The 19,601-nt window shown below is 71.7% G+C and carries 20 protein-coding genes and 1 riboswitch; of the genes, 8 read left to right on the top strand and 12 right to left on the bottom strand.

Going from position 1 to position 19,601, the window contains the following annotated elements; translation table 11 throughout:
- Positions 1-12: 12 nt before the first annotated feature.
- Together Msi02_RS05270 and Msi02_RS05265 are read right to left on the bottom strand one after the other, a co-directional pair.
- Positions 13-1,020, bottom strand: a complete 1,008-nt coding sequence (locus Msi02_RS05270; protein WP_193201374.1) for an NAD(P)H-dependent glycerol-3-phosphate dehydrogenase — start codon at positions 1,018-1,020, stop codon at positions 13-15.
- Positions 1,021-1,073: 53 nt separating this feature from the next.
- A complete protein-coding gene (locus tag Msi02_RS05265) occupies positions 1,074-1,871 on the bottom strand; it encodes a lysophospholipid acyltransferase family protein (RefSeq protein WP_239108140.1) in 798 nt (265 codons plus the stop codon).
- Positions 1,872-1,948: 77 nt separating this feature from the next.
- On the opposite strand from Msi02_RS05265, the gene cofC reads away from it, so the two are divergent.
- Positions 1,949-2,599, top strand: coding sequence for a 2-phospho-L-lactate guanylyltransferase (gene cofC / locus Msi02_RS05260; RefSeq protein ID WP_204047311.1), 651 nt, complete (start codon positions 1,949-1,951; stop codon positions 2,597-2,599).
- Positions 2,600-2,708: 109 nt separating this feature from the next.
- On the opposite strand, the gene Msi02_RS05255 is transcribed toward cofC, so the two are convergent.
- Complete coding sequence (locus tag Msi02_RS05255) at positions 2,709-4,172, bottom strand: MFS transporter (RefSeq protein ID WP_204047310.1); 1,464 nt, start codon at positions 4,170-4,172, stop codon at positions 2,709-2,711.
- A 199-nt stretch (positions 4,173-4,371) separates the two neighbouring features.
- Between Msi02_RS05255 and Msi02_RS05250 the strand changes: the two genes are divergently transcribed.
- Positions 4,372-5,115, top strand: coding sequence for a TetR/AcrR family transcriptional regulator (locus tag Msi02_RS05250; protein ID WP_204047309.1), 744 nt, complete (start codon positions 4,372-4,374; stop codon positions 5,113-5,115).
- Between the two features lie 5 nt (positions 5,116-5,120).
- Here the strand turns inward: Msi02_RS05250 and Msi02_RS05245 are convergent, their stop codons facing one another.
- Positions 5,121-6,356 (bottom strand): MFS transporter, encoded by a 1,236-nt coding sequence (locus Msi02_RS05245; RefSeq protein WP_204047308.1) that lies wholly within the window; start codon positions 6,354-6,356, stop codon positions 5,121-5,123.
- Between the two features lie 71 nt (positions 6,357-6,427).
- On the opposite strand from Msi02_RS05245, the gene Msi02_RS05240 reads away from it, so the two are divergent.
- On the top strand, positions 6,428-6,628 hold the full coding sequence (locus Msi02_RS05240; RefSeq protein ID WP_204047307.1) for a hypothetical protein: 201 nt from the start codon (positions 6,428-6,430) through the stop codon (positions 6,626-6,628).
- A gap of 53 nt (positions 6,629-6,681) precedes the next feature.
- Here the strand turns inward: Msi02_RS05240 and Msi02_RS05235 are convergent, their stop codons facing one another.
- Complete coding sequence (locus tag Msi02_RS05235) at positions 6,682-7,473, bottom strand: SDR family oxidoreductase (protein WP_204047306.1); 792 nt, start codon at positions 7,471-7,473, stop codon at positions 6,682-6,684.
- A 176-nt stretch (positions 7,474-7,649) separates the two neighbouring features.
- Between Msi02_RS05235 and Msi02_RS05230 the strand changes: the two genes are divergently transcribed.
- Both Msi02_RS05230 and Msi02_RS05225 read left to right on the top strand, forming a co-directional pair.
- Positions 7,650-8,198 carry a TetR/AcrR family transcriptional regulator gene (locus Msi02_RS05230; RefSeq protein WP_239108139.1) on the top strand — a complete coding sequence of 183 codons (549 nt, stop codon included), beginning with the start codon at positions 7,650-7,652 and terminating at the stop codon, positions 8,196-8,198.
- A gap of 60 nt (positions 8,199-8,258) precedes the next feature.
- A riboswitch (M-box (ykoK) riboswitch) is annotated at positions 8,259-8,428 on the top strand.
- A gap of 227 nt (positions 8,429-8,655) precedes the next feature.
- Entirely contained in the window at positions 8,656-8,838 is a 183-nt protein-coding gene (locus Msi02_RS05225; RefSeq protein WP_204047304.1) for a hypothetical protein, read from the top strand.
- Between the two features lie 16 nt (positions 8,839-8,854).
- Here the strand turns inward: Msi02_RS05225 and Msi02_RS05220 are convergent, their stop codons facing one another.
- Both Msi02_RS05220 and Msi02_RS05215 read right to left on the bottom strand, forming a co-directional pair.
- Positions 8,855-10,069, bottom strand: a complete 1,215-nt coding sequence (locus tag Msi02_RS05220; protein ID WP_204047303.1) for an RNA polymerase sigma factor — start codon at positions 10,067-10,069, stop codon at positions 8,855-8,857.
- Positions 10,066-10,437 carry a YciI family protein gene (locus Msi02_RS05215; RefSeq protein ID WP_204047302.1) on the bottom strand — a complete coding sequence of 124 codons (372 nt, stop codon included), beginning with the start codon at positions 10,435-10,437 and terminating at the stop codon, positions 10,066-10,068. The genes Msi02_RS05220 and Msi02_RS05215 overlap by 4 nt, the downstream gene beginning before the upstream one ends.
- 149 nt (positions 10,438-10,586) lie before the next feature.
- Between Msi02_RS05215 and Msi02_RS05210 the strand changes: the two genes are divergently transcribed.
- Entirely contained in the window at positions 10,587-12,104 is a 1,518-nt protein-coding gene (locus tag Msi02_RS05210) for an MFS transporter (RefSeq protein WP_204047301.1), read from the top strand.
- On the opposite strand, the gene Msi02_RS05205 is transcribed toward Msi02_RS05210, so the two are convergent.
- The 5 genes from Msi02_RS05205 to leuC form a co-directional block, all read right to left on the bottom strand.
- A complete protein-coding gene (locus tag Msi02_RS05205) occupies positions 12,083-14,107 on the bottom strand; it encodes a SpoIIE family protein phosphatase (protein ID WP_239108138.1) in 2,025 nt (674 codons plus the stop codon). The two genes, Msi02_RS05210 and Msi02_RS05205, sit on opposite strands and share 22 nt — an antisense overlap.
- Before the next feature lie 242 nt (positions 14,108-14,349).
- Positions 14,350-14,646, bottom strand: a complete 297-nt coding sequence (locus tag Msi02_RS05200) for an HU family DNA-binding protein (protein ID WP_142562214.1) — start codon at positions 14,644-14,646, stop codon at positions 14,350-14,352.
- 53 nt (positions 14,647-14,699) lie between these two features.
- Positions 14,700-14,960 (bottom strand): SCO5555 family protein, encoded by a 261-nt coding sequence (locus Msi02_RS05195; RefSeq protein WP_079312744.1) that lies wholly within the window; start codon positions 14,958-14,960, stop codon positions 14,700-14,702.
- Positions 14,939-15,526: a 3-isopropylmalate dehydratase small subunit gene (leuD, locus tag Msi02_RS05190; protein ID WP_204047299.1), complete on the bottom strand. Its 588-nt coding sequence runs from the start codon at positions 15,524-15,526 to the stop codon at positions 14,939-14,941. Before leuD ends, Msi02_RS05195 begins: the two co-directional genes overlap by 22 nt.
- A gap of 32 nt (positions 15,527-15,558) precedes the next feature.
- A complete protein-coding gene (gene leuC / locus Msi02_RS05185) occupies positions 15,559-16,944 on the bottom strand; it encodes a 3-isopropylmalate dehydratase large subunit (RefSeq protein ID WP_079312746.1) in 1,386 nt (461 codons plus the stop codon).
- A 138-nt stretch (positions 16,945-17,082) separates the two neighbouring features.
- Between leuC and Msi02_RS05180 the strand changes: the two genes are divergently transcribed.
- Complete coding sequence (locus tag Msi02_RS05180; protein ID WP_079312748.1) at positions 17,083-17,799, top strand: IclR family transcriptional regulator; 717 nt, start codon at positions 17,083-17,085, stop codon at positions 17,797-17,799.
- 37 nt (positions 17,800-17,836) lie between these two features.
- Complete coding sequence (locus tag Msi02_RS05175; protein ID WP_204047298.1) at positions 17,837-19,540, top strand: hypothetical protein; 1,704 nt, start codon at positions 17,837-17,839, stop codon at positions 19,538-19,540.
- Positions 19,541-19,601: the final 61 nt, after the last annotated feature.

Raw genomic sequence — 19,601 nt, 5'->3', positions numbered from 1 at the left:
CCGAATCGCTGATCAGACGCCGTAGCGCTCCGGCTTGGGGGTACGCGACATCAGCAGCATGGCGGCCTCACCGGGGGTCATGCCGTCGTGGACGACACCGACGACCACCTCGGTGATGGGCATCTCCACGTCGTGCTTCCTGGCCAGTTCGAGCACCGACTCGCACGACTTGACCCCTTCGGCCGTCTGCTTCGTGGCGGCGACGACCTCGGCCATCGTCATGCCGCGGCCGAGGTTCTCCCCGAAGGTGCGGTTGCGCGACAGCGGCGAGGTGCAGGTGGCGACGAGGTCGCCCATCCCGGCGAGGCCGGCGAAGGTGTGCTGGTCCGCCCCGAGCACCGCGCCCAGCCGGGCGATCTCGGCAAGGCCGCGCGTCATGAGCGTCGCCCGCACGTTGTCGCCCAAACCCATGCCGACCGCGACCCCGACGGCCAGCGCGATGACGTTCTTGACCGCGCCGCCGAGTTCGACGCCCACCACGTCGGGATTCGTGTAGGTCCGGAACCACGGCAGGTGACACGCCTCCTGGAGCCGGGCGGCCACCTCCTCGTCGGAGCAGGCGACGACCGCGGCGGCGGGCTGCCGCTGCGCCAGTTCGGGGACCAGGTTGGGCCCGGAGACCACGGCCACCCTGCGCTCCGGCACCTCGGCCACCTCGCAGATGACCTCGCTCATCCGCTTGCAGGTGCCGAGCTCGACGCCCTTCATGAGGCTGACCAGCACGGCCTCCGGCGGGATGTGGGGCTTCCACACCTGGAGGTTGGCGCGCAGCGTCTGGGACGGCACCGCGAGGACCACGAAGTCGGCGCCGTCCATGGCCTCGGCGGGGTCCGTCGTGGCGCGGATCGTGTCGGGCAGCCGCATCCCCGGCAGATACTCGGGGTTCTCCCGGGTCTCGTTGATCGCGTCGACGATCTCCGCCCGCCTGCCCCACAGGGTCGTGGGGGTGCCGGCCTCGGCGAGGATCATCGCGAACGTGGTGCCCCACGAGCCCGTTCCGAAAACAGCCGCCCTGCTCACTGGCCGCACCACTCCTCTTGCTCCGCGCGCTCCTCCCTCACCGTACGCTCCGCTCAGCCGTTGGCCGCGTTCTTGGGGTCATAAGGGACCTCCGGCGCCTTCTCATCCCGAATCTCGGCGAGCAGGTCGGTGATGGCGGCCGTGATGTCCGCGGTCGCGTCGCGCAGGACCGAGCCGCGCATGGGCTGCCCGGCGTACTTGGACAGGTCGACCGGCGGCCCGGCCAGCACGTGGAAGGTCGTGCGGGGCAGCAGCCGGGGCTTCTTCGCCCCGTACGGCAGCAGTTCCTGGGCGCCCCAGTGGGCGATCGGGACGACCGGCACGCCGGTCGCGAGGGCCAGCCGGGCGACGCCGGTCTTGCCGACCATGGGCCACAGGTCGGGATCGCGGGTGATCGTGCCCTCGGGATAGAACAGGATGCAGGCGCCGCTCCGCAGCCGCTCCTCGGCGATCTTGAGCGACTTGGTGGCCTCGGTGCTGTTCCGCTCGACCGGGATGGCCTGGAGCTGCGCGATGGCGTGACCGAGCCCGCGGATCCGGAAGAGACCCGCCTTGGCCAGGATCGTCGGCCACCGCCCGTTGTTGTACAGGTAGTGCGAGAGCAGCACGGGGTCGGACCACGACAGGTGGTTGGCCGCGATGATCAGACCGCCGGTGCGGGGGATGTGCTCCCCGCCGCGCCACCTCCGCTTCACGAACAGCCGTGAGAGCGGCTTGACGACGACGACCGCGAGCGTCTCCCAGAAGCGCGGCGGCCGGCCGGCACGCCGGCTCACCGCGGCGGAGGCGGGCACCGCGGGTGTGGCCTGGGGGGTGGTCGGGTCGGACGAGGGCTCGCTGGGGTGGCTCACAGGGTCTCCAAATCACCGGGATCCGGGACAAGTCTCCCGGTTGGCCATGGGCGATGTCGAGGCGGGATGCTACAGGCATGCACCTCGCGCGATGGTCAATAGTGGTCCCGGTGAAGACCCTGATCCGGGCCAAGACACGGCTCGCGGCGGCGGCCGGCCCGCACCGGGCCGATCTGGCGGTCGCGGTGGCCTCCGACACCGTGGCGGCGGCGCTGCGCTGTCCGCTGGTGGCGCGCGTGGTGGTCGTGACGGCCGACCCGCTGCCCGCGCGTCGGCTGGCCGCGCTCGGGGCCCACGTGGTGGCCGATCCCGACCGGGGTTTGAACACCGCTCTGCGGACCGGGGCGGAGGAGGCCGTACGGCTCGCGCCGGACGACGCCGTCGGCGCCCTGCAGGCCGACCTGCCCGCCCTGCGGCCCGCGGAGCTGGAGACGGTGCTCGCGGCGGCGCTGGAGTTCGACCAGGCGTTCGTCCCCGACGCCGCCGAGGTGGGCACGACGTTCTACGGCGTACGGCCGGGCGTGTCCTTCCGGCCCGGGTTCGGCGGCGAGTCGCGGGCGAGGCACCTGTCCCGGGGAGCCAAGGAACTGGCCCCGCCGGGGATCGCCTCCGTACGCAGGGACGTGGACACGGTGGAGGACCTGCGCGAGGCCCTGGTCCTGGGCGTCGGCCCCGCCACCGCCGAGGTCGCCGCCCTGATCCTCGGCGGCACGGCCCCCCGGCCGTAGCGGGCGGCTGCCGACCGTCCTTTCCGCCGACCGCGGCGGAGGCGGCGCCGGACGCGCCAAGGCGACCACGCCGAGCCCCCGCTCCGGCGTGGTCACCCGTGATGTCGCGTCAGTGGGCCGCCTCCGCGTTCTCGCGGGCCTGCTTCGGCAGGAGGAAGGCCACGACGAAGGTGAGCAGGAGCATTCCGGCGACCACCCAGAGGGTGATCTTCATGGCCTGGTCGAAGCTCCCGGCGGTGGGCACGTCGCCGAGCAGGTCGAAGAAGACCGTGCCGAGCAGGGCCACGCCGAACGCGTTGCCCAGCTGCTGCACCGCCGTCAGCGTGCCGGACGCCGAGCCCGTCTCGTGCTCCTCCACGCCGGCGAGCACGATGTCGAAGAAGGGCGACATCAGCAGGCCCATGCCGATTCCGCTGACGACCAGCGCGGGGGTGAGCTGCCACGGGCTGACGTGCATGCCCGCGAGGTTCAGCGTGAGCAGGACGCCGAGCACGCCCAGCGTCATGAGCAGGGTGCCGCCCTGGAGCAGCTTGCGCCCGAACTTCTGCAGCCCCTGCGCGAGGCCGAATCCGAGGATCATGCCGCCCGACCAGGGAACCATCGCGAGCCCCGCCTTGAGCGCGGAGTAGCCGAGGCCCAGCTGGCAGTAGAGGTTGAAGGCCAGCATGAACCCGGCCATGCCGGAGAAGAAGACCATGCCGGTGAACAGGCCGCCGGTGAACGCGCGCTTGCGGAACAGGCTCGGCACGATCAGCGGGTCGCCGCCCGAGCGGCTGCGGCGGGACTGGAACCAGCCGAAGACGGCGAACACGAGCACCGAGGCGGCGAGCATGACGAACGCCCACGCGGGCCAGTCGTGCTCGCGGCCCTGCACCAGCGGGTAGATCACCAGGAAGGCGCCCACGGACGCGAGCGCGACCCCGGCCAGGTCGAGCCGCGGCGGCCGCGGCGACCTCGACTCGGGCAGGAAGCGCAGCCCGGCGAGAAGCGCGGCCAGGCCGAGCGGCAGGTTGATGAAGAAGATCATCCGCCAGCTCGTGCCCCAGAAGTCGGCCGTCACGAGCCAACCGGCGAGGATCGGGCCGCCGACGGCCGACAGCCCCATGACCGGCCCGAACATGCCGAACGCCTTGCCCATCTCCGTGGGCGGGAACATCTCCTTGATCATGCCGAGGCCCTGCGGCAGCATGACCGAGCCGAACAGGCCCTGGATCACCCGGGCGCCGATCAGCATCTCGGGCGACTGGGCGACCGCGCACAGCAGGGAACCCACGGTGAACCCGGCGGCTCCGATCAGGAACATGCGCCTGCGGCCGAAGATGTCGCCGAGCCGCCCGCCGGTGATCAGGCCCACGGCCATCGAGAGCGTGTAGGCCGCGCCCAGCCATTGGATGACGGCCTCGGAGCCGCCGAGGTCGGCGCGCATCTCGGGCGCCGCGATGTTGGTGACCATCGCGTCGAGAAGGTCCATGACCTCCCCGGCGAGGATCACGAAGAGAGCGGCCCAGCGCCAGCGGTACGGCGCCCCGGTCGCCGGTGCCGGCGGCGCCGCCGCCGTGATGGGTTCGGACATCGCCCCTCCTTCGAGGCTGAACAGTGTTCATAGTAAAGTGAGCGCTGTTCTATCACCGATCAGTGTTCAGCGCCAAGTTCGATGTTCACCACGATATATCGCGTTTGCCGGACGCACAAGATATATCTCGTTTCGAGAGCGGTGTTCGTGAAGACGGAGCGGTGTTCACTAGCATGGGCGGAACAGCGGGAGGTCCTCCATGACGCAGCCGGACATGCCCACACCGCCGTGGGAGCGTCCGCCCAAGCGACGTACACCGGCCAGGGTTCCCCTCACCCGTGAGCGGATCGTCGACGCCGCCTTCACGGTCCTCGACCGTGAAGGCTACGACCGGCTGAGCATGCGGCAGGTCGCCGCCGAGCTCGGCGTCGCCGTCTCGGCGCTGTACGTTCACGTACGCGACAAGGACGAGCTGCTGCAGCTCATGTACACCCGCATGTTCGAGGGCTACGAGATTCCCGAGCCGGACCCCGAGCACTGGCGGGAGCAGGTCAAGGACTTCGCCCGCCAGGCGCGTGAGCGGCTGCTGAGCCGTCGCGACCTGGCGAAGCTCGCGATGGGCCACGTCCCGTTCACGCCGGAGCTGCTCCCCTACGTCGAGCGGCTGATGGCCGTCCTCGGCGCCGCCGGGATGCCGCGGCGGGTCCTGGCCGTCTCCGGCGACATGCTGTCCACGTACATCAACGGGTTCGCGCTGGAGGAGAGCCTCTGGCAGCAGCGTTACCGCGAGAGCCACACCTCGTGGCACAAGCTGCGCGAGGAGGTCAACGACTACTTCGCCTCGCTGCCGCCCGACCGGTTCCCCAACCTGGTGCGGCTCGCCGACATCATGGTGGACGAGTCGAACGACTACCGGTTCGAGCTCGGCCTGGAGATCATCCTGCGCGGCCTCGCCTCCTACATCGGCGAGCCGGACCCCGACGAGGAGGGCGAGCAGGGCTAGGAGGGCTAGGAGACCTCGCGGATCCGCGGCGCGAGCAGGACCGGCAGGTGGGCGAGCGTGTAAGCCCCGCACGCGGCCCAGAACGCGACGCGCACCCCGGCGAGCTGCCCCAGCGTGCCCGCCAGCAGGCCGCCGAGCGGCATCGGGCCCCACATCAGGAACCGCATGGTGGCGCTCAGGCGGCCGAGCAGGTGCGGGGGGCAGATCGACTGGCGGTAGGCCCCCTGCGCCACGCTGAACACAGTGGTCGCCACGCCACTGGCCGCCAGGGCCACTGGAAGGATCAGCAGGCGGGGGCCCGCCGTCGTCAGCGCGAGCGGGGCGGTGCACACCGTGGCCGCCCACGCCGCGGCGTACATGGCCCGGCCCGTGCCCAGGCGGGCCGCGATCCGCGGGGCGAGCCAGGCGCCGGCCACCCCGCCCATCGCGCCGGCCGACAGCAGCGTGCCGTACGTGCCGGGGCTCGTGCCGACCTCGCGGACGAGGTAGAGCGGCACCGTGGCCGACCACAGGCCGAACGACAGCATCACCAGCGCCCCCACGGCGGCGACCCGGCGCAGGACCGGCTGCCCGGCGACGAACCGGAGCCCTTCGGCGATCTCCGGCCACAGCCGGCTCCCGCCCCGGACGTCCCTTCCGCCGGGCTTCTCGTCCGCGCGTACGCCGAGGAGCAGCAGCGCGGACGCGGCGTAGCTGAGTGCGTCGGCGACCACCGCGAGAGGGGCGGTGAGCGCCTGCACCAGCCACCCGCCGATCCCCGGGCCCGCGAGCTGGGCGAGCGACTGGTTCGCGGCGAGCGCGCCGTGCCCGCGGGCGAGGTCCTCCCGGCCGACGATGGACGGGAGATAGCTCTGGTGGGCGACGTCGAAGAAGACCGTGCACAGCCCGGTCAGCAGGGCCACGGCGTACATCTGGGGCAGGCCGAGCACGCCGAGCACGGCCGCGGCCGGGATCGACAGCAGCGCCAGCGCGCGCACCGCGTCGGCGGCGACCAGCACGGGACGGCGCCGCATCCGGTCCACCCAGGCTCCGGCGGGCAGGCCGACCAGCAGGAACGCCACCATCTCCGCGGCGGTGAGCAGGCCCACCTGGAACGGAGTCGCGTGGAGGGTGAGCGCCGCCGTGAGCGGCAGGGCGACCAGAGAGACCTCGCTGCCGAGCTTGCTGATCGCGTCGGCCCCGGCGTATCGCCGGAAGTCACGGACGCGCCACAGGCTCGTCCTCGGTGCCGCCTCGGTCATGGCGGGACATGCTGGCAGCCGGAAGATCCACTGGTCAAAGGATTTTCCGCACGCGGCGGTAGGCTGGCGCCGTGCAGGCGACGGTGCAGAGCTTCGACCCCGCGACCCGCTCGGGCTGGGTCTTCCTCGACGACGGCACCCGGATCCCGTTCGACGGCGAGGCGTTCGACGCCGGGCCGCTGCGGCATCTGCGCCCCGGCCAGCGCGTCGCCCTCGTCATGGCGAACGGCCGCGTCACCTACGTGACGCTCTCCACGTTCCCGACGCCCTGAATCTCCTCCACCCTGAATCTCCTCCACCCTGGGTTTCCGGCGCCACCGGCGCGTCAGACCGTCTTGATCGCTCCTCCGTCGATCACCAGGTCGGCGCCGGTGACGCTCGCCGCGTGCGGGGAGGCGAGGTAGGTCACGAGGGAGGCCACCTCCGCCGGTTCGACCAGCCGCCCCGTGGTCATGCCCGTCCGGTCCGGGAGCCCGGCCAGCAACCGCTCGTGCGGCACTCCCAGCGCCGCCGCCAGCTCGGCGCCGTAGCTGTCGGGCGCCTCCAACAGCGCGGTGCGGACCGGGCCGGGGGAGACCGTGTTCACCCGCACTCCCTGCGGCCCGAACTCCTCCGCCAGGGCCTTGCCGAACGCGGTGAGCGCCGCCTTCGCCGTGGTGTACGGCACAGGACCCGCATGCGGCATGCGGGCGCCGTTCGAGGAGATGTTCACGATCACGCCGCGGCGGCGCAGGACGCCGGGCAGCGCGGCGCGGGTCGTGCGGACGGCGGCGAAGAAGTTGAGCTCGAACCAGGAGAGCCACTCGTCGTCCGCGAAGCCGAGGAATCCCCGGACCGCGTTCGCACCGGGGTCCCCGCCGCCCACGTTGTTGACCAGCAGGTCGAGATCCTCCCCCAGCTCGGCGACGGCGCGCTCGACCAGGTGCGCCGGGCCCTCGGGCGTCGAGAGATCCACCGGCACGGCGATCGCCCCGGTCTCCTTCAGCTCCGCGGTGACGTTCCGCGCCGCCGCCACAACGCGGACGCCCTCCGCGGCGAGCGCGGCGACGGTCGCCAGCCCGATGCCACGACTGGCACCCGTCACCAGCGCCGTACGTCCCTCGAGTCCCATGTCCATGTCGGCTCCCTTCGCACTAACTGCGACTGCGATGACACGAGAACACTAATAGTCGCTACACGCTTGTTGCAACTGTAGGTAGAGCTGAAGCGTCCCGGTAGCATGTAAGGGTGACGTCAGTCCAGCAGTCTTCGCAGCAGGGGAAGCGTCCGCTCCGGACCGACTCGGAGCGGACGGTGCGGACGATCCTCGAGGCGGCCGAGCGCGTGTTCGCCGCCAACCCGGCGGCGACCATGGAGCAGGTCGCCCAGGCGGCCGGGGTCGCCCGCACGACCGTCCACCGCCGTTTCGCCACCCGCGAGGCGCTCGTGGAGGAGCTCACCGGCTGGGCCGCCCGCCGGTTCGCCGAGGCCGTCGAATCGGCCCGCGCGGACAGCACCCCGCCCCTCGTCGCGCTCTACCAGGTCACCGCCAACGTCCTGCGCGTGAAGACGAACTGGTGGTTCGCCATGAGCCGTACGGCCGACGGCGCCCATCCCGAGGCCGTCCGCGTGCACGCCGAGGTGCGCGACCAGTGCGAGCGGCTGTTCCACCGGGCCCGTGAGGCCGGCGTGCTGCGTCCCGACGCCGACCTCGACTGGACCCGCCGCGTCTACTACGCCCTCATCCACGAGGCCGCCGCCGAGGGGGCGGCCGGCGGAGGGGACGCCGAGGCCCTCGCGACCCGGGTCGTGGACACCCTCCTGCGCGGATTCGGCTCCCCCGCCGCGCCGGTCATCGCCTGAGCGGCCCCCTGACCAGGGCGGGTTTGACCTGACGACCCGGCCGGGGTTCTACTGGATGGGTAGGCACCTCGTTCGGTGAGGCGTCTGCGCGGACACAGGCCACTGACCCTCCTCGTCGAGAGACGTCCCGGGTCAGGACAGGTCTCCCCGGCTTAAGGGGTGACCCCAGGTGGCTTCCCTCCGAGGGATCACGCCGCGCAGTGCCAAAGCTCTGACGTGAGGGGTGCGAATCGACAGGCGCCGCCGGCGGGCATCCGCCGTGCCACGAGTGCCGCCGCACGACCTTGAGGAGGTGGTCGGGATGACTTCCGGCAGTAGTCCGCAACCGTCCCATCCCGTCACCTTCCCCGGCACGACGCGGGGCTCCGGCGTCGCCGAGGCGGTCGCCGCCCGCTGTCAGGCCAGGTGACGGGTTCTCACCCGTGCCGGACGCCCGGCACGAGACAGGAGGTCCGTCATGACGATCACGATTTCCGTTCCGTTCGCGCTGCCGCACATCCTGGCCCGGACGGCCCGTGCCCTGTTCCCCGTCCTGATGCCGCTCGCCCTCGCGCTGGTGGGTTCCGCCGAGGCGGGGATCGGCCTGCAGGTGGGGCTGGAAATCGGGCTGCTGGTCCTCCGGCACCTGCTGGGGATCTGAGGCTGCGGGGCGGCCGCTACGCCCTTACCCGGCCGGCCCGGGACTCCAGGTAGCGTTGCTCGGCGATGCTGGCGGTGGACCTCGCGGCGCGCCGGTAGTGCTCGTACGCACCGGCCGTGTCGCCGGTCTTCTCCAGCAGATGCGCCCGTACGGACAGCAACCGGTGGTGCCCGGCCATCCGCTCGTCGCCGTCCAAGGTGGACAGCAGGGCCAGCCCGGCCTCCGGGCCCTCGGTCTCGGCGAGCGCGATCGCCCGGTTGAGGGTGACCATCGGGTTGGGCGCGATCCGCTCGAGGATCAGGTAGAGGGCGTGCACCTGCGGCCAGTCGGTCTCCTCGGCCGTGGCCGCGTCGGCGTGCGTGGCGGCGATGGCGGCCTGCAACTGGTAGGGCCCCAGCGCCGGGCCGGCCAGCGACGCCTTGACCAGCTCGACGCCCTCGTCGATCAGCTCCCGGTCCCACTTCGTACGGTCCTGCTCGTCGAGCGGCACCAGGTCGCCGGCCGGGGTCGTACGGGCCTCCCTGCGGGCGTGGGTCAGCAGCATCAGCGCGAGCAGCCCGGTGACCTCGCCGTCCTCGGGCAGCTGGGCGTGCACCATCCTGGTCAGCCGGATCGCCTCGTGCGCGAGGTCGGCGCGGTGCAGCTCGCTGCCCGAGGAGGCGGTGTAGCCCTCGTTGAAGATCAGGTAGAGCACGTGCAGGACGACCCGGAGCCGCTCCTGGAGCTCCGCGCCGTCCGGCAGGCCGAACGAGCTGCCGGCGGCCTTGATGCGCTGCTTGGCCCGGCTGATCCTGGCCGCCATCGTGGCCTCCGGCACCAGGAACGCGCGGGCGATCTCGGCGGTGGTCAGTCCGCCGACCGCCCGCAGCGTCAGGGCGACCTGGGAGGCCGGGGTCAGCGTGGGATGGCAGCACAGGAACAGCAGGACGAGCGTGTCGTCGGTGTCCGGCACGTCCTGCGGCGGCACCTCGACGGCGGCCGTCGCCGACTCCCGCTCGCGGCGCGCGTGGTCGCTGCGCATCTGGTCGATGAGCCGCCGGGACGCGACCGTCAACAGCCAGCCGCGCGGGTTGTCCGGCACTCCCTCGGCCGGCCACTGCACGGCGGCGGCCAGGACGGCCTCCTGCACGGCGTCCTCGCATCCTTCGAACCGGCCGTGCCGTCGTATCAGCGCGCCGAGGACCTGCGGCGTGAGCTCACGCAGCAGGTCCTCGATGACCGGTGCTGTCATGCCTCCAATTGTCCGTCGGCGAACATGACCTGCCGCACCTCGATGCCGAGACCCTCGATCGCGGCGTCGGGGATCTGCGCCGCCAGCTCGATCGCCCGCTCCTTGTTCTCGCAGTCGATCAGGTAGAAGCCGCCCAGATACTCCTTGGACTCCAGGAAGGGGCCGTCGGTGACGACCGGCTGGCCGTTGCGCACGGACACCACCGCGGCCTGCGACGGGTCGGCCAGCGCCTGCGTGGTGATCAGCTCGCCGGACTGCTTCAGCGCCTCGATGAACCTGCCGTGGCCCTCGCCGATCGCCGCCCTCTCCTCGTCGGTCAGCGCGTCCAGCACGGCCGGGTTGATGTGCAGGCTGATCAGGAACTTCATCTCGTTCTCCTCGTGGTTCGCGGGCCTCCGCCGGCCCTTCCACCGGTTGGTCGGAGCCGCCGCCGCCGTCTTGACACCTACCCGTGTCAAGAAACCCCCGGTCGCTCCGACCAACCGGCGAAACGTCGAGAGAACCGGGAGTTCCACATATGCGAGTCAACCGGGCGTGGTTGGGACTGGTCGTCCTGGCGCTGCCGGCATTGCTCGTCGCGATCGACGCGACGGCGTTGCTCCTCGCGCTGCCACAACTGAGCGCCGGGCTGGGGGCCACCAACGTCGAGCAGTTGTGGATCAGCGACAGCTACGGATTCATGGTGGCCGGCCTGGTCATCACGATGGGCACGCTCGGCGACCGGATCGGCCGCAAGCGGCTGCTGCTGATCGGCGGAGCGGCGTTCCTGGTGCTGTCGGTCGTGGCCGCCTTCGCGGTCACCCCGCTGATGCTGATCGTCGCGCGGGCGCTGCTGGGGGTCGCGGGGGCGACCCTGGCGCCGTCCACCCTCGCCCTGATCACCAACATGTTCCGCGACGAACGCCGACGCGGTAAGGCCATCGCGATCTGGGCGACCTGCCAGTTCACCGGCGGCGCGCTCGGCCCCGTGCTCGCCGGATTCCTGCTCCAGCACTTCTGGTGGGGATCGGTGTTCCTGCTCGCCGTGCCGGCGATGGCGTTGCTGCTGCTCGCGGGGCCGGTCCTGCTGCCGGAGTTCCGCGGCGACCGGGCCGGCCGGCTCGACCCGGCAAGCGTCGGGCTGTCGCTCGTGGCGGTGCTCCTGATGGTCTACGGCATCAAGCAACTGACCGTCGAGAGCGTTCCGGTCGTCCCGGCGGTGGCCCTCGTCGCCGGCGCGGCCGTCGGGTTCCTGTTCGTACGGCGGCAACTGCGGCTGGAGGCGCCGCTGCTGGACCTGCGGCTGCTGCGCAACCGCCCCTTCACCGCCGTGCTCGTCGCGCTGGTCTTCGCCGGCGTCGCCATGGCCGGCACGGGCCTGATGGTGACCCAGTATCTGCAGGGCGTGCTGGGCCACTCGCCGTTCGCGTCGGCGGTGTTGTTCGCGCCGATGGGCCTGGGCGTGGCGGCCGCCACGATGGCCGCGCCGGCGCTGGCCCGGCGCGTGAAGCAGACGACCGCCATCGCCGGCGGGCTGGCGGTGTCGGCGCTGGGCAGCCTGCTGCTGGCCGACGCCGGCGGTGCGGGCGCCCTGCCGCTGGTGATGATCGGCATCACCGTGCTCGCGCTGGGCACCGGCCCGCTGTTCGCACTGGGCACCGGGCTGGTCGTCGGGTCCGTGCCGCCCGAGCGCGCCGGGTCGGCGGCGTCGATGTCGGAGACCGGCAACTACTTCGGCGGTTCGCTCGGCTTCGCGCTGCTCGGCGTGGTGGCCGCAGTGGTCTACCGCAGCCGGATGGACGGCACTTCCGACTCGCTGGCCGGCGCGGTCACCGCCAGCCGGCACCTTCCCGCCGGTCAGGGCGCGCAACTGCTGCACGCGGCACGGGAGGCGTTCACCGCCGGCCTGCACGTCACCGGCGTCGTCGCCGCGGTCGTCTTCGCCGGGCTTGCCGTACTGGTCGTGGCGATGCGCCCGGCGGCCCGGACCGCCCCGGCCGCGCCGCCCCATCACGAAGCCGGCTACGGGCCCGGCTACGAGGCGACCCCCTCATAGTGCCCTGCCGCCGGCACCCGCAGCGCGATCATGGCGACGTCGTCCTCCCCCGTCACCGGCATCCCGGTGAGCAGTTCGTCGCAGAACCGGCCCAGGGGCTCGCGGGCGAGCGGCTCCGCGCGCCGCCGCAACCGTTCGAGCCCGTCGCCGAGATCCTCTCCCCGCCGCTCGATGAGGCCGTCGGTGTAGAGCAGCAGGGTGCTGTGCGGCGGCAGCGTCTCCACGGCGCTGATCCACGGCTGGTCGTGGTAGAGGCCGAGGAGCGGGTTGCCCGCGCCCTGGAGGAAGCGGCCCTCCCCCTCGCCGGTCACCAGCAACGGCGGCGGGTGCCCGGCCACCGAGTAAACCAGCCGCCACAGGCCGTCGCCGTCCCTTTCGAGGCGCGTCAGCACGCACGTCGCCGTGCTCTCGCCGTTCAGGGTCTCCAGGGCTCTGTTCAGCCGCCACAGGACGTCGCCCGGGGAGCCGTCGCGGTCGACGGCGAGCGCCCGCAGCATGTTCCGCACCTGGCTCATGCAGACGGCGGCGCCGAGGTCGTGCCCGGCCACGTCCCCGATGACCAGCTTGACGGCGCCGCAGGGCAGCGGGAACGCGTCGTACCAGTCTCCGCCGATCTCGGCGGCGGTCGGGCTCGCCTGATAGCGCGCGGCGAGCTCCAGGCCGGGGACGTGGGGCGGCTCGGCCAGCAGGCTGTGCTGCAGGGCCAGCGCCACCCTCTGCGTGCGGCGGAACCGCAGAGCCTTGCTGACCGCGTCGTGCGCGTGGTCGAGCATCTCCCGCATCAACTGGACGTCGCCACACGGGATCGGAGGGCGATCCCCGCAGGCACCGGTAGTGACCACGGCCGCCACCTCGCCCTCGACGACGATCGGCAGGAGGGCCAGGCTGTGCGACCCGATCTCGGCCATCCAGGTCCTGACGGCCTCGGGGCAGGGGAACGAAGGACGGCCCGGAGGGTAGGAGATCTTGACAGGGCGGCGCTGCCGTACCGCGCGCACCAGCGCGCCGTCGACGGCGTGATACTCCTTGCGCCGGGTCGGCAGTCTCGGGAGTCCCTCACGTACGGCGGAGGCGATGCGCTCGGTGACGATGGGCGCGTGCGGGAGGCCGCCGCTCGACTCGGGCAGCAGGTAGACGTGGCACGAGTCGGCGAGCTCCGGCACGATCACACCGGCGAACGCCTGGCACATCTCCTCCAGGTTGGTGATGTCGGTCGCCGCGGCGGCCGCGCGGTCCAGCAGCCGGCGGCGGCGCTCCTCCTGCCACTCCTGCTCGACGTCGGTGGAGGCTCCCACCCACTCCGTCACCGCGCCGTTCTCGTACACGGGCACGGCCCGGAACCGGATGTGCCGGTAGGAGCCGTCGCGGGTGCGGACACGGTAGATCTGCTCGTAGAGCGAGAGCGCCTCTTCCGTGGCCTTGTCCCACGAGTCCCTGGCGGGCACGCGGTCTTCCGGGTGCAGGGCGCCCAGCCAGCCGTAGCCGAGACTCTCCTCCGTCGTCTGTCCCGTCAGCCGCTGCCAGCCCTGGCTCATCTCCCTGGACTCGCCGTGCGGGCCGGTCACCCACACCATGTGCGCGTCCGCCCACACCATGCTCTGGTAGCGGCGCTGGAGGCGGAGCCACTCCTTCTCCATCGCGTGGAGGCGCCGTGTGGCGGAGACCTGCTCCGTGACCTCCTGAACCGCCGCCAGGACTCCGCTCTCACCGCCCTGCAGGGGAATCCTGGAAAGGCTCATCCGTAAGAGCCGCTCGCGTGGGCCGCCACTCCGGTCCGCGGTCACCCGGACCTCGTCGAGGCGCGCCGTCTCCCCCGTCTCGCGGACCTCGTCGAGCACGGCGAGGATTTCCTGCCCGAGGACGTCGCGGAGGCCCTCCCGTACCGGCGCCCCGATAGGCAGGTCCCCGAACATCGCCCGGACGTCGTCGTTCGCGTAGAGCAGCCGATGGTCTTCCCCGCGGGTCACCAGGACGCCGGCCGGCGCCTGGTCGAACACCTCCATCGGGACATGGCTGATCTCACATTGCCGGCCGACTTGCACTGCATCTTCCCCCGGTCGAACGTACGCGCGCCGTCGATGGGTCCCCCGCATCCGCGCCCCGCGACTCGCTTACCTGAAGATTACACGTTTGCGCAGGTCAAGAAGGGGGTTCACGGCCTCATGCGACCGCCGGCACCGGGCATGGAACGACGAACGGCGCCCGGGGGCTCCGAGCGCCGTCCACTGGTGCGGGGTGGGGCCTGCTACTTCTTCTTGGCAGCCTTGCCACCCGCGTTGACCTGCTCCTTGAAGTCCGCCCCGGGGCGGAACCTGGGCGCCCAGCTCTCCTCCACCTTGATCGGGTCGCCGGTGGAAGGGTTGCGGGCCGTACGGGCCGGCTTGTGCACCATCTCGAAGGCGCCGAAGCCGGTGATCGAGACCTTGTCCCCGCTCGCGACAGCGCTCTGGATGGCGTCGAGGACGGCGTTGACGGCTTCGGTCGCCGTCTTCTTGTCACCGACGCGATCAGTGATCGCGTCGACGAGTTCTTTCTTGTTCATTTCGGTTTCCTCCCCCTTACGCGCTTGAAATTAGGGGACGAGGTCGCGGGACTTCAATCACCGGGGGGCATGTTTCGCCTGCTCGGCGTGTCGAATGTGCCGTCCAGATAGGCGATGAAGGCGTCCAGCCGGGCGGCCGCATGGGCTATGTCCCGCTTTGCCACGTCACAGATAGCAAGCAGCCGTCGCGCCAGGCGGGCCTGCTCCTCCTGTGGTAAGGCTAACGCTCTGACGCGGCGATGCGCATCACGCAGTCGCCGCGCCAGCAGCTCATCTCCGGTCTGAGGATCGTTCAGACGGTCGTCGGCAGCCATGGCTGCCGTCCATTCTCGTACTCCTCGATGGCGTCCGCGTGACGCAGGGTCAGCCCGATGTCGTCGAGGCCCTCCATCAGCCGCCAGCGGGTGTAGTCGTCGATCTCGAACGAGGCGACGAGGTCGCCCGAGCGCACCTGACGTTCCATCAGGTCGACGGTGATCTCCGTCTTGGGGTCGGCCTCGGCCGCGTCCTGCAGGCGCTCGACCACGTCCTCGGGCAGGACGACCGGCAGCAGGCCCATCTTCGTGGAGTTGTTGCGGAAGATGTCGCCGAACCGCGAGGCGATCACGACGCGGAAGCCGTACTGCTGCAGGGCCCAGACGGCGTGCTCACGCGAGGAGCCGGTGCCGAAGTCGGGCCCGGACACCAGGATCGACGCGCCCTCGTACGCCGGGTCGTTCAGCACGAAGGACGGGTCCTCGCGCCAGGCGGCGAACAGGCCCTTCTCGAAGCCCGTACGGCTGACCTGCTTCAGCCAGACCGCCGGGATGATCTGGTCGGTGTCCACGTTGCTGCGGCGCAGCGGCACGGCCCGGCCGGTGTGAGTGGTGAAGGCATCCATGATGATCTCTTCCTGGGACTGAGGCGGGCGGACTAGAGGTCGGCGGGGGCGGTCAGCCGGCCGGTCACCGCGGTCGCGGCCGCCACCTGCGGCGAGACCAGGTGGGTGCGCCCGCCCTTGCCCTGGCGGCCCTCGAAGTTGCGGTTGGAGGTCGAGGCGCTGCGCTCGCCCGGCTTCAGGGTGTCGGGGTTCATGCCCAGGCACATCGAGCAGCCGGCCTCGCGCCACTCGGCCCCGGCCGCCTTGAAGACCTCGTGCAGGCCCTCCTCCTCTGCCGCCTTCTTGACCCCCATGGAGCCCGGGACGATCAGCGTACGGGTGACGACCTTGCGGCCGCGCAGGATCTCGGCGGCGGCGCGCAGGTCCTCGATGCGGCCGTTGGTGCAGGAGCCGACGAAGACGGTGTCCACCTGGATGTCGCGCAGCGGCGTGCCCGCGGCCAGGCCCATGTACTCCAGCGCCCGCTCGGCGGCGGCCCGCTCGACCGGGTCGGCGAACTGCTCGGGCGACGGCACGGCGGAGCCGAGCGGCGCGCCCTGGCCCGGGTTGGTGCCCCACGTGACGAACGGCGTGAGGGCCGAGGCGTCGATCTCCACGACCTTGTCGAACTCGGCGTCGTCGTCGGTGCGCAGCGTCTTCCAGTACTCGACGGCCCGGTCCCAGGCCTCCCCGGTGGGCGCGTGGGGACGGCCGCGCAGGTACTCGAACGTGGTCTCGTCGGGGGCGATCATGCCCGCCCGCGCGCCGGCCTCGATCGACATGTTGCAGACGGTCATGCGGCCCTCCATGGAGAGCTTGCGCACGGCCTCGCCCCGGTACTCGACGATGTAGCCCTGGCCGCCGCCGGTGCCGATCTTCGCGATGATCGCGAGGATCAGGTCCTTGGCGGTCACGCCGACCGGCAGCTCGCCCTTGACCTCGATGGCCATCGTCTTGGGCCGGTAGGCGGGCAGCGTCTGGGTGGCCAGCACGTGCTCGACCTCGGAGGTCCCGATGCCGAACGCGATGGCGCCGAACGCCCCGTGGGTCGAGGTGTGCGAGTCGCCGCAGACGATCGTCATGCCGGGCTGGGTGAGGCCGAACTGCGGGCCGATGATGTGCACCACGCCCTGGCCGGCGTCGCCCATCGGGTGCAGGCGGATGCCGAACTCCGCGGCGTTCTTGCGCAGCGTCTCGACCTGCGTGCGGGACACCGGGTCGGAGATCGGCCCGAGCACGGTCGGAACGTTGTGGTCCTCGGTGGCGATCGTGAGGTCGGGGCGGCGCACGGTGCGGCCGGCCATGCGCAGGCCGTCGAACGCCTGCGGGCTGGTCACCTCGTGGATGAGGTGCAGGTCGATGTAGAGCAGGTCGGGTTCGCCGTCGGCACGGCGTACGACGTGCTGCTCCCAGACTTTCTCAGCCAGTGTGCGACCCATGGTTGTGACGCCTCCTCGCGTTCAGACCCCCGGTCGTGTCTCTCATCATGAGACAGAAATATCGGGATATGGACACTGTATCTGCTGATTCCCAACATTGCGTTTGCATCTCGTATGGCGAGACGGCAGTATCGGGGTATGGACAACTCTAGCGGGGTCGGAGTACTCGACAAGGCGGTTCTCGTACTCAACGCCCTGGAGGCGGGCCCCGCTTCCCTGGCACAGCTCGTCCAGGCGACCGGCCTGGCCAGGCCGACGGCCCACCGGCTGGCCGTCGCGCTGGAGCACCACCGCATCGTCTCCCGCGACACGCAGGGCCGGTTCATCCTCGGGCCCCGCCTGTCGGAACTGTCCACGGCCGCGGGCGAGGACCGGCTGCTCGCCGTCGCCGGGCCGGTGCTCACCCAGCTTCGCGACCTCACCGGGGAGAGTGCTCAACTCTACCGGCGCCAGGGCGACGAGCGGGTCTGCGTGGCCGCCGCGGAGCGCGCCAGCGGCCTGCGCGACACCGTGCCGGTCGGCTCCGCGCTGCCCATGACCGCGGGGTCCGCCGCGCAGATCCTGCTCGCCTGGGAGGAGCCCGACCGCCTGCACCGCGGCCTGCGCGGCGCCAAGTTCACCGCCGCCACGCTCGCGAGCGTACGCAGGAGGGGCTGGGCGCACAGCGTCGGCGAGCGCGAGCAGGGTGTGGCGAGCGTCTCCGCGCCCATCCGCGGCGCCGGCGGCAAGGTGATCGCCGCGGTCTCCGTGTCCGGTCCCATAGAGCGGCTGACCCGTACGCCCGGCCGGATGCACGCCGCCCCCGTCGTCGCCGCCGCCGAACGGATAACCGAAGCCATGCGCCGCGCGAACTGATTGGAGAGCGGTGTCCCGATAGCCCTAGGCTGGCGGGGTGACAGACCGCATCGAGGCAGCCGCCGCTGAACTGCGTCCCCTGCTCCAAGAATTCATCCTCTGGGCGCCGGACAACGCACCCGGCAGCGACCCCGATCTCGTGGGCCCCGTCGCCCTGTGGCACCGCCTGATCGCCCGCGACGACGTCGGGCTGTGGAAGCGTGGCGACCTGCGCACGGTCCTGCTGGAGCGCATGCCCCAGGTGGTCGAGGACCCCGACGCCGCCGCGGACGGCATGATCCCCGCCGTCCGGGCCTACCTGACGTTCCTGTCGGGCACCGGACGGCTCTCGCCCGGCTCGGCGTCCCTGGAGACCCTCCTCGCGGAGCTGGACGAGGTCGAGGACGACTTCGTGGACGCGATGGAGGACACCATCGCCGAACGCGACTGGGACGAGGAGGAGGACGAGCTCGACGAGGACGAGGCCGACGAGGGCCTCGGCGACTTCGAGCCGTTCGCCGACGAGATCGGCGCCCTGCCCACGATCCGGCTGCGTCCCGACACCGAGCTGGCCGAGGCGGCCCGCCGGGTGACGCTCATCGAGCAGGCCCGCGACCTGGCGCTGTGGGTCGGCACCGGGCGCAAGGTGGGCGAGGAGACGCTGCTCACCGAGTCCGAGGTGGACGAGGCCGTACGCACGCTCGGCCTGCCCGACGCGCGCAACATCTGGAACCTCTGGAACCTCGCGATCGACCTGGAGTTCCTCGCCCCGGACGGCGACGACACGGTCAGCGTGGACTCCGACACCGCCGCCTGGCCCTTCGAGGACGACGACGACGTCCTGGACGCCTGGATGCTCGGCCTTCACTCGCTCGACTACGGCGACCCGGAACTGGACGACGACGACCTCACGCTGGCCCTGTCCGGCCTGACCCGCGCGCTGCTGATCCGGGTGCTGCTGGCCGGCGGCACCCGGCAGGTGTCCTCGCTGCGCGAGGAACTGGCCGAGGCCGCGGCGGAGTACGACGACCTGGGCGCCGACGCCTGGGCCGCGGCCGGCGACCCGCTCGCCTCCGTGCTCGCCTGGCTGACCGGCTACGGCATGGTCACCGTCGAGGGCGACGTGGTGACCTTGACGCCGCTCGGCACCGAGGGCCTCGTCCACCTGCTGGACGACGAGGACATCGAGATCGACGCCCGGCCCGCGATCGACGCCATGACCGCGCTCGACCTGCTGTCGTTCAGCGCCGACATGTCCGAGGAGGAGGCCGACGAGGAGTTCGCCGCCTGGCTCGCGCTGCGCGACCCGGCGCGGGCCGCCTCCGAGCTGCTCGAAGCCGCCGCCGAGGAGGAGTCGGACGCCCTCGTGCGGGTCCAGGCCGCCAGCCTGGTCGGCTCGCTGGGCGAGGCCGCCATACCTGCCTGGCAGGAGGCGCTCAAGGAGCCCTCGCTGCGGCCGTACGCCGCGACGCACCTGACGCAGATGGACGTCGAGGACGCCCCGGAGCCGACTCAGGCGGACACCCACTGGCTGATCCTCGACATGTGGACGATCTCCGCCGGGCTCGGCCGGCCGGAGTTCGTGTCCAGCCTGCACGACATCGGCCCGGCGCAGACGCTCATCGGGCTGCTCGACGTGATCTGGAAGGTCCGCCACCCGCACATCGAGGAGCTGCTGGACCTCATCGGCGAGACCCACCCGGACAAGCAGGTGGTTAAGGCCGCCAAGCGGGCGCTGTTCAAGGCGCGATCGGGACGCTAGCGGGGTCACTCGGGCCGGGACGGCGGCGTCCGCCCCGGCCTCGCCGCCTCTTCTGTTCGCG

The organism is Microbispora siamensis (assembly GCF_016863095.1).
In the GTDB taxonomy this organism is placed as follows: Bacteria; Actinomycetota; Actinomycetes; order Streptosporangiales; family Streptosporangiaceae; genus Microbispora; species Microbispora siamensis.
The sequence above is the reverse complement of the archived record's forward strand: the minus strand, read 5'-3'. Positions and strand labels throughout refer to the sequence as shown.

Coding starts and splice junctions, on each gene's coding strand:
- cofC (WP_204047311.1), top strand. CDS start 1,949: ATGCACCTCGCGCGATGGTCAATAGTGGTCCCGGTGAAGACCCTGATC.
- Msi02_RS05255 (WP_204047310.1), bottom strand. CDS start 4,172: ATGTCCGAACCCATCACGGCGGCGGCGCCGCCGGCACCGGCGACCGGG.
- Msi02_RS05250 (WP_204047309.1), top strand. CDS start 4,372: ATGACGCAGCCGGACATGCCCACACCGCCGTGGGAGCGTCCGCCCAAG.
- Msi02_RS05245 (WP_204047308.1), bottom strand. CDS start 6,356: ATGACCGAGGCGGCACCGAGGACGAGCCTGTGGCGCGTCCGTGACTTC.
- Msi02_RS05235 (WP_204047306.1), bottom strand. CDS start 7,473: ATGGACATGGGACTCGAGGGACGTACGGCGCTGGTGACGGGTGCCAGT.
- Msi02_RS05225 (WP_204047304.1), top strand. CDS start 8,656: ATGACGATCACGATTTCCGTTCCGTTCGCGCTGCCGCACATCCTGGCC.
- Msi02_RS05220 (WP_204047303.1), bottom strand. CDS start 10,069: ATGACAGCACCGGTCATCGAGGACCTGCTGCGTGAGCTCACGCCGCAG.
- Msi02_RS05215 (WP_204047302.1), bottom strand. CDS start 10,437: ATGAAGTTCCTGATCAGCCTGCACATCAACCCGGCCGTGCTGGACGCG.
- Msi02_RS05210 (WP_204047301.1), top strand. CDS start 10,587: ATGCGAGTCAACCGGGCGTGGTTGGGACTGGTCGTCCTGGCGCTGCCG.
- Msi02_RS05205 (WP_239108138.1), bottom strand. CDS start 14,107: ATGGAGGTGTTCGACCAGGCGCCGGCCGGCGTCCTGGTGACCCGCGGG.
- Msi02_RS05200 (WP_142562214.1), bottom strand. CDS start 14,646: ATGAACAAGAAAGAACTCGTCGACGCGATCACTGATCGCGTCGGTGAC.
- Msi02_RS05195 (WP_079312744.1), bottom strand. CDS start 14,960: ATGGCTGCCGACGACCGTCTGAACGATCCTCAGACCGGAGATGAGCTG.
- leuD (WP_204047299.1), bottom strand. CDS start 15,526: ATGGATGCCTTCACCACTCACACCGGCCGGGCCGTGCCGCTGCGCCGC.
- leuC (WP_079312746.1), bottom strand. CDS start 16,944: ATGGGTCGCACACTGGCTGAGAAAGTCTGGGAGCAGCACGTCGTACGC.
- Msi02_RS05180 (WP_079312748.1), top strand. CDS start 17,083: ATGGACAACTCTAGCGGGGTCGGAGTACTCGACAAGGCGGTTCTCGTA.